Below are 8,888 nucleotides of genomic sequence, written 5' to 3' on the forward strand. Positions count from 1 at the left end.
GTATTTGAAAGAACAAACTCACCAAATAAAAAAAACGATATTCGGGTGGGTTATTTTGTTATACCCTAAATTACCCTCTGAATTTGTTTTTAAATTTGGAGGGATTTTTTTATGTCCTTTTTTCTTCGGGCAGTTATCTATCTGCTGATACGAAGCAAAATTTATCAATACATAGCATATCAGAGAACGGCAGGAAACCAGTTAAAAAAATTTCTGCCTATGCAACGGCACTTCCTGCCTTGAATGTAGAAGTACAATCTCCATACAACAGAATTAAACACTTCCCATAACCGTAAAGGTCATAGAGCCTTTGCGGTTTTTCTTTTGTCGATTTTTGTTGGAAAGTGCCATAGGGCTATTAGTGGTGTTAGGTGTCGTTCGCCACCTCTCCATCTGGATTTTGAACATTTCAAAAATTCAGATGGGAGGGACTCACAGGTGAAATACGCACCGAGAAAGGTATATATCAAGGAAAGCGGCAGATATGTGGAACTGTCCTATACGGATTTCTGCCGCCGCAGGGAATCCGACCAGACCTATATGGACAAGCTGTTTATCCCCATTCAAGGCTGTCTGCTTGAAGTCGTGAGGGAGCAATACACGGACTTCTACCGAGATAAGGAACGGTGGCGTTATCTGAAAAAATTAGATACGAAGAACAGCCTGCTTTCTCTGGATGGATTTACGGACAGCGAGGGGAAGCCTTTAGACTTTATCGCTGATGAAGCGGCAGACATTGCGGAAACCGTTGTCAATGCGGTTATGGTGGACAGGCTGAAAGCCGCCCTGCCTTTGCTGTCGGATAGTGAACAGGAATTGATACAGGCAATCTTTTTTGACGGACTTTCTGAGCGTGAAGTCGGGGCGAGGTTCGGCATAACCCAGAGCGTTGTGAACAAACGCAAAGCCAGAATCCTAAGAAAACTAAGAAAGATAATAGAAAATTAAAATTTAAGGCGTTCAGCCCCCTTGTTTTTTCCTTTGGGAAAATGAGGGGGTTTTTCTCTGCCCTCTCAATCAATTCTGATTGGAGGAAAAGAAGCATGGCATATAACCACGGACGGGAGGACAGGAAATGGCGTATCTGGAAAGAAGCGGAGGAAAAGCTGCTGCGTGAGTGCGGCGTTGATGAAGCGACCATTGAGCAGATACGCATTGCGGACAGGGCAGACTTCAATTCCAACAGGCGGTTTTACCGATGGACGAATGACATTGCGGAATACCTTGAGGACATGGCAGACAGGGAGCGGCAGACGGAAGTGGGTACGGTTGCGGAGTTACTGGACGAGATTGAGAGCGAAAATCTCTATCAAGTATTAGTCGCGGTGGACGGGCGTACCTTGAAAATCGTCCTGCTGAAAATGCAGGGGTATTCCACAAAGGAGATTGCCCCGCTCGTGCATTTGACGACTGGTGCCATCTATGCGAGGTTAGACCATCTGCGGAAGAAGCTACGAAAATTTTATAGCGTCTAAAACAGCCTGCCGTCCTGCGGGCTACTGGGTGAGGGATGGAAATCCCCTCACTTATTTTTTGCAGGAGGCAAGCGGGATGGCATACAGAGTTAAGGCGTACACGCTTCGGGAGGAATCCACGGAAAGCGGCACAAGGTATTTTATCAGCTTTAAGGACGGGCAGGGCAAATCCCACGAGTTGGAAGTGTCGGAACAGTTCTTTATGGAGTTTCGGCAGATGGAACGCAGGAACAGGAATCTCCTCCAATGGACGAGCGGCACAGGGAGTTTTCGGAAGTATGGGACGAAACGCTGAACAGGCGGGCGTTGAAGCTGCCTAAGAGCATAGAGGAACAAATGATTGAGGCAGAACGGGCAGAACTGCTCTGTAAGGCGGTTGACGGACTGCCAGAGATACAAAGGCGGCGTTTCCTGCTCTACTACGAGTATGAGTTCAATTTTTACCAAATCGCCGCTATGGAGCATTGCACCGCTTCGGCAATACAGAAATCTGTTGCGATTGCAAAGGAGAAAGTAAAGGCGGAAATGAGGAAGTATCTCCAACCGTGACCGACACCGCCCGAAAAAGAAATCTGTTTTTTATTTGTGTGGGATTGGCGGCATTACATACTCTCACTTTTTCTTCGTGGGAGTAAATCTATTTTTAAGGAGGTCAACGCCTATGTGCAACGAAAACAAAAACACCGCCCGAAAGGAGGAAAGCCATGCAGAAGTTACAGACAGTCAACGCCGAAACGCTCCTTTATGAACCGCTTGAGAAGCCGTCCTTTGTGGTGGACAGCCTTATCCCCACAGGCTTGTCGCTGTTCTGCGGCTCACAGAAGATAGGAAAGAGCTGGCTCATGCTGAAGCTATGTTTATGCGTGTCGCAGGGACTTCCCTTGTGGGATATGCCGACAATGGAGGGCGACGTGCTTTACCTCTGCCTTGAGGACACGTTCTGCCGTATACAGGACAGGCTGTTCCGATTGACGAACGAAGCGAGCAGGCGGCTTCACTTTGCCGTGGCAAGCTGCAAGCTGTCAGACGGTCTTATCGTGCAGCTTGAAGATTATCTGAAAGATTACCCAAACAGCAGGCTTATTGTCATTGACACTTTGCAGAAAGTCCGTACAGCTTCAAAAGACAATGCCTACGCAAGCGACTATGGGGACATCTCACTAATCAAAGACTTTGCCGACAGGCATTCATTGGCGGTCATTGTCGTACACCACATCCGAAAGCAGAATGACAGCGATGTGTTCAACAAGGTGTCTGGGACGACAGGCTTAACGGGGAGTGCGGACGCTACCTTTGTTCTGGAAAAGGAGAAACGGGCATCCGACACCGCCAAGCTGTATGTGACGGGCAGGGACACGCCCTATCAGGAATACACGCTGCGTTTCCGTGATTGCAGTTGGGAACTTGTGGAGAGAAAAACGCAGGAGCAGCTTGCGAAAGAAACGATACCAGACGTCCTTTTTCGGTTGGTGGATTTTATGAGGGATAAGGAAGAATGGGCAGGCACGGCAACGGAGCTGTTAGCCGCTATGAGGGAAACGGAAACCATACCCACGGTGATTACGAAATGGCTCAATGAATACCGCACCACATTTTTAAATGAGAACCATATCGTTTATCAGTACAGCCGCAAAAAACACGGCAGGCAGATTTCGCTTGCAAAGCGGGCGGGTGACAGCGGTGACGGTGGTGACAGCGATATTGGGATACCCCCTGTTACTGTCATTGACGCTTAAAGCCGTGTAAAGCTGGCGACTCTGCCCTGCGGGTGACAGCGGTGACGGCGGTGACAGTGATTTTCAGGATACCCTGCCGCTGTCATCCCTGCGGGAGAACACCCCGTAAACGCAAAGTGCAGGCGTAGGATTTACCCGCCCTTTTCGGCGTGTAAAACCACCCCTGCGGTCAGAAAAATCCTTCCGATTTTTCCGACTGCGTTTACAGGGTGTAACACACTACACTTTGCCCTGCAAAGTCGTGTGCCAGACGTTCCCTCTGGACTCCCTTATGGCAGGTCTTACGCCCTGCTTATCCTACGCTCCACGCTTCGGATAAAAGAATGGCAGCATGACGGTGACGGCTCTTGCGAGGGGGTATTCCAAAAACACCGTCATCATCGACATGACCGTCATGCAGGGAATAAGGGTGACAGTTGAGGCAGTCGGTAGGGGGTATCCCAAAACTGCTGTCACCGCCGTCACCGCTGTCACCCAAAGGGCAGTTTACCCGCCGAAGAAAGGAAGATGATGAATTATGCCCTATGCAATCCTGCGTTTCCAGAAACGCAAAGCGGGCGGCGTTGCGGCTTGCGAACGCCACAACGAGCGTAAAAAAGAAGCCTATAAAAGCAATCCAGATATAGATATGGAACGCTCGAAAGATAACTACCATCTTGTGAATCCGCCGAGGTACACCTACAAGAAAGAGATTAACCGCATGGTAGCCGAAGCAGGGTGCAGGACGAGGAAAGATAGCGTGATGATGGTGGAAACGCTTATCACGGCTTCGCCAGAATTTATGAACAGCCTGCCGCCCAAAGAACAGAAAGCGTATTTTACGATGGCTCTGGATTTCATTTCAGAGCGTGTCGGGGAGAAAAATATCCTCTCCGCAGTCGTCCACATGGACGAGAGAACGCCGCATATGCACCTCTGTTTTGTGCCGATTACACCAGACAATAAGCTGTCTGCCAAAACAATTTTAGGCAATCAAAAGAGCCTGTCCGAATGGCAGACCGCCTACCATGAGCGGATGTCCTCACGGTGGAATCAGCTTGAAAGAGGTCAGTCCTCAATGGAAACGAAGCGGAAACATGTCCCCACATGGCTCTATAAGTTGGGCGGCAGGCTTGATAAACAGTATGAGGAAATTGTGTCTGCACTGTCCGACATCAACGCCTTTAATGCAGGGAAGAAGCGTGACAAGGCTCTGGAACTGATTGCGGCATGGCTCCCAGACGTGGAGAAATTCTCAAAGGAAATCAGTAAGCAGAGTGCCTATATCAATAGCCTAAAGGAGCAAATCGGGCAGGAATCAGACTATGCGGGGCGTATGCGTGATGAAAAGTATGAGCAGGAACTAAAGGTGCAGAAAGCGAACCAGAAGATATTTGAGTTGCAGAGAACCAACGAGCAGATGGGGCGGCTGCTCTCAAAGATACCGCCCGAAGTGTTGGAAGAATTGCAGAAAAACCATAAAAGCAGAGCGAAAGAAAGGTAGATATGTGAATGAAGAAACAGGATTTTAAGGTGTTAAAGACCAAAGACTTGTACCCGTTTCCCGACAATCCGTTTCATGTGGCAGAGGATGAAACGCTGTCAGAATTAGCGGAAAGCATCAAGGAATTTGGCATTGTCACGCCGATAATCACACGCCCGAAAGAGGACGGGAACGGCTATGAAGTGATTGCAGGGCAGCGGCGTGTCCGTGCGTCTGAACTTGCAGGGATAAATACCGTGCCTGCGTTTGTCCTGCCCTTAGACCGTGACCGAGCCATCATCACCCTTGTAGACAGTAATTTACAGCGTGAGAATATCCTGCCATCAGAGCGGGCGTTTGCCTACAAGATGAAATCCGAAGCCATGAAGCGGCAGGGTTTCCGCACAGACTTAACCTCGTCACAAGTTGTGACGAAGTTGCGGACGGACGACAAGGTGGCACAGGGCTTCGGCGTAGGCAGGATGACCGTACAAAGATTTATCCGTTTGACGGAACTGATACCGCCGATTTTGCGGATGGTGGACGAGGGGAAAATCGCCCTCACGCCTGCGGTGGAACTGTCCTTTTTGAAGAAAGACGAGCAGGAAAACCTCTTTGCCACGATGGAGAGCGAAGAAGCAACGCCCTCACTCTCACAGGCACAGCGGATGAAAAGCCTAAGCCAGAGCGGGCGGCTTGACATGGATACGATATTTGCAATTATGACGGAGGAAAAGGGAAACCAGAAAGAAACCTTGAAAATCAACACAAGCAAGCTGAAAAAGTATTTTCCGAAGAACACAACGCCGAAGCAGATGGAGGAAACCATCATTAAACTTTTGGAGCGTGAATTGCAGAGGAAACGGGGCAGGGACAGCCGCTAATCTTCTCTTTTCGGGAGGTAAATGCAGAAAATTGAGGTATGAAGAATGAAAGAAATCCAGTATGAGATTGTAAAGGAAATCGCCGTATTGTCTAAGGGCGACAGCGGCTACACAAAAGAAATCAATCTTATCTCATGGAACGGAAGAGAGCCGAAATATGACATCCGCAGCTTTTCCCCGAACCGTGAGAAGTGCGGAAAGGGTATCACGTTGAACGCTGATGAAGCAGCAGCACTCCTTGAAGCATTACAGAAAGAAGTAAACAGCGGGGATTGATGGTATCTGATTGACAGGGCGGGGCGTTCGTCCAGACGTTCTCCTGCCCTGTCTGGAAAGGAAGATTTAAGTGCTGGGCGAGGATAAGAAAGCAGATAAAAAGAGAAAGCGTATCGTGCCGAAAGCACCAGTTCAGATGATAATCAGCCGTGAATATGTCGGCACGCAGACAGTCACAGAAGCGTTTATCCCGATTATTTCCGAGGATATTCGGAAGAAGATTGCCGAGGGCGACACCTTCGACAATGAGGGGCTGTCCGCTTAGAATGTACGCAATGGAACATGAAAACAGATAGGACAGATATGGAGGTTTTACAGTATGGCAGGAATAAGAATGGAGAACAAGATTTATGAAGTCGGCATGTACTGCCGCTTGTCAAAAGACGATGGCACGGATAACGAGAGTGCGAGCATTGCGACACAGAAATCCATCCTCACGGATTATGTGAAAAAGCAGGGATGGCACTTAGCAAAAACGTATGTGGACGACGGTTACTCTGGTACAAATTTCCAAAGACCAAGTTTCCAGAACATGATTAAGGACATTGAAAGCGGTCTGATAAACTGCGTTATCACGAAAGATTTATCTCGTCTGGGGAGGAACTATCTTGATTGCGGACTGTATCTGGAAGTGTTTTTCCCAGAGCATAATGTGAGGTATATAGCGGTCAATGACGGCGTGGACACGCTCAATAAATCCGCTATGGACATCACGCCTTTTTCCGCAACATCCTAAACGAAATGTATTCCGCCGATGTGTCGGTCAAGATAAAATCGGCGTACCGAGCGAGGTTTCAGCAGGGGAAATTCATGGGGACGACGAGCACCATACGGTTACGTCAAAGACCCCGCCGACCACAACCATCTGCTGATAGTGACAAAGTTGCCCATGTGGTAAGGGAAATATTTGACCTTGCGTTAGCGGGCAACGGAATCGCCAAAATCCGCAAGCACATCAACAAACAGCATATCTTACGCCCCGCCGCTTATGCGGCGGAGCAGGGGGCAACAGGCTATGAGAGGTATTTTGAGGAGAATCAGGAGAACCGTTATATTTGGAGCGAGAACAGCGTAAGGGGCATTTTAAGAAGCCCGATATATGCGGGAAACCTTGCAGGCTACAAGCGGATTGCCGCCAACATGAAAAGCAAGAAACGCCCCTCTAAGCTGCCCGAAGAATGGGAAGTGATACCAGACACCCATGAGGGGATAGTCACGCAGGAGGAATTTGATACCGTACAGCAGCTTATTACAAGCCGCAGATTACCAGAAAACAAGGGCGGCTTTGAGAACATCTTTGCAGGCGTTATTAAGTGTGCGGACTGCGGCTATGCGATGCGGGCTATCAGCTGCGGCGGGAAACGCCCCGACATCATCGACTGCGTACAATATTCCTGCAATAATTATGGCAGATACGGTAATATCATGTGTACCGCACACAGCATTGAAGCGAGGGACTTGTTCAACGCTGTCCTCACCGACATCAACCGATTTGCGGATATGGCAGTCAATGATGAAAAGGCAGTGAGGGCGATTGAAAAGCGGCTCGCGGAAACAACCAGAGCAAGGCAAAGGCACTGGAAAAGGAGCAAAGAAAACTGAACAAACGCCTTGCAGAACTGGACAGGCTGTTTTCCTCACTCTATGAAGATAAGGTGATGGAGCGTATTACCGAGCGGAATTTTGAGATGATGTCGGGAAAATACCAGAAGAACAGCTTGAAATTGAAGCAAGGCTGAAAGAGGTAACGGAAACGCTCAGCGACAGCTATGAGAAGACGCAGGGTGTCCGTGATTTATTCTCCCTAATCCGCAACTATCAAGGCATTAAGGAACTGGACGCAACCATCATAAACGCACTTATAGACAAGATACTTGTTTCGGAACGTGAGAAACTTACAGACGGAATGGTGCGGCAGGAAATCAAGATTTATTATAAATTCATCGGCTTTGTCGGTGAATTACATATCACACCGACAAAGCGGTGGACTGCGTTAAAGCCTAAGAATTGTACGGTGTGCGGTGTTGAATATGTTCCCCGCTCTGGCATATCGAAGTATTGTCCTGCTTGTGCCAAGAAGATACAGAGGGAGAAATCAAACGAGAGCAAACGCAGGAGCAGGGAGCGAAACAGACAGGCATGTATTGAACTGTCCGCAAAAAATGACCGACTGATCTGGAACAGCAGGAAGGACGTATCTTAAGACAGGGAAACCAGAATGACAAAGTAAAGATATTCCGGTATGTGACGGAGAACACTTTTGATGCGTATATGTGGCAGATTTTGGAGAATAAGCAGAAGTTCATCAGCCAGATCATGACCAGTAAATCCCCGGTCAGGGCTTGTGAAGATGTGGATGATACGGCACTGTCCTATGCGGAAATAAAGGCACTTGCCACAGGCAATCCGTACATTAAAGAAAAAATGGATCTGGATGTGCAGGTGAGTAAGCTAAAACTTCTAAAGGCAAACCATACCAGTCAGATTTACCGTCTGGAATCCGATATTGCAAAGAATTTCCCGGTACAGATCAGTGCATTGAAAGAGCGGATTGCCGGAATGCAGGTGGATTCGCAGGTAGTAAAAAGTGTGGATTTACAGGATAATGACACGTTTGCCATGACAGTAGGGAATGTCCTTTATGAAGATAAGAAAGAAGCAGGCGAAGCGTTGATCGCTGCTTGTGCAGGGTTAAAAACCGTCAGCACCGGCGGAAAGGTCGGGGAATATCAAGGGTTCACGTTATCTGCTTCCTATAATATGTTCTCCAATGCGTTTGAACTGACGATCAAAGGAAAATGTTCTTATAAGCTGGAGATCGGAAAAGGCCCAGGATGCAGAAATATGCAGCGTATCCATAACACGCTTTCTTCTATCGACAGGAAGCTGACGGAAAGTGAGCAGAAATTGGAAACCGTACAACAGCAGCTTGCTACTGCGCAGGAAGAGGTAAAGAAACCATTTCCGAAAGAAGCAGAGCTGAATGAAAAGATGGAACGGTTATCCGAGTTAAATGCCTTGCTGAACATGGATGAAAAGGGCAATGAGACGATTA

Annotated in this window: 8 protein-coding genes and 3 pseudogenes; all 11 read left to right on the plus strand. The window is 48.2% G+C overall.

Annotated features, from left to right (window positions below; translation table 11 throughout):
• Positions 1 to 438: 438 nt before the first annotated feature.
• Complete coding sequence (locus tag R1Y93_RS00190; protein WP_002596252.1) at positions 439 to 948, plus strand: sigma-70 family RNA polymerase sigma factor; 510 nt, start codon at positions 439 to 441, stop codon at positions 946 to 948.
• A gap of 95 nt (positions 949 to 1,043) precedes the next feature.
• Positions 1,044 to 1,475 carry an RNA polymerase sigma factor gene (locus tag R1Y93_RS00195; RefSeq protein ID WP_002596253.1) on the plus strand — a complete coding sequence of 144 codons (432 nt, stop codon included), beginning with the start codon at positions 1,044 to 1,046 and terminating at the stop codon, positions 1,473 to 1,475.
• A gap of 76 nt (positions 1,476 to 1,551) precedes the next feature.
• A pseudogene (locus R1Y93_RS00200) lies at positions 1,552 to 2,024 on the plus strand (RNA polymerase sigma factor).
• Positions 2,025 to 2,179: 155 nt separating this feature from the next.
• Complete coding sequence (locus R1Y93_RS00205) at positions 2,180 to 3,211, plus strand: AAA family ATPase (RefSeq protein ID WP_002596255.1); 1,032 nt, start codon at positions 2,180 to 2,182, stop codon at positions 3,209 to 3,211.
• A 331-nt stretch (positions 3,212 to 3,542) separates the two neighbouring features.
• Positions 3,543 to 3,722: a hypothetical protein gene (locus tag R1Y93_RS00210; RefSeq protein ID WP_004613323.1), complete on the plus strand. Its 180-nt coding sequence runs from the start codon at positions 3,543 to 3,545 to the stop codon at positions 3,720 to 3,722.
• A gap of 6 nt (positions 3,723 to 3,728) precedes the next feature.
• On the plus strand, positions 3,729 to 4,694 hold the full coding sequence (gene mobV, locus R1Y93_RS00215; protein WP_002596256.1) for a MobV family relaxase: 966 nt from the start codon (positions 3,729 to 3,731) through the stop codon (positions 4,692 to 4,694).
• A gap of 8 nt (positions 4,695 to 4,702) precedes the next feature.
• Positions 4,703 to 5,557 (plus strand): ParB/RepB/Spo0J family partition protein, encoded by an 855-nt coding sequence (locus R1Y93_RS00220; RefSeq protein WP_002596257.1) that lies wholly within the window; start codon positions 4,703 to 4,705, stop codon positions 5,555 to 5,557.
• 45 nt (positions 5,558 to 5,602) lie between these two features.
• Positions 5,603 to 5,833 (plus strand): YdbC family protein, encoded by a 231-nt coding sequence (locus tag R1Y93_RS00225; RefSeq protein WP_002596258.1) that lies wholly within the window; start codon positions 5,603 to 5,605, stop codon positions 5,831 to 5,833.
• Positions 5,834 to 5,906: 73 nt separating this feature from the next.
• Complete coding sequence (locus R1Y93_RS00230) at positions 5,907 to 6,098, plus strand: hypothetical protein (protein ID WP_002596259.1); 192 nt, start codon at positions 5,907 to 5,909, stop codon at positions 6,096 to 6,098.
• A gap of 54 nt (positions 6,099 to 6,152) precedes the next feature.
• Positions 6,153 to 8,036 (plus strand): annotated as a pseudogene (locus R1Y93_RS00235) (recombinase family protein).
• Positions 8,000 to 8,888, plus strand: a pseudogene (locus R1Y93_RS00240) (DNA methylase); the annotation flags it as partial. The pseudogenes R1Y93_RS00235 and R1Y93_RS00240, both read left to right, overlap by 37 nt.

Source organism: Blautia sp. HA3515, from assembly GCF_059933065.1.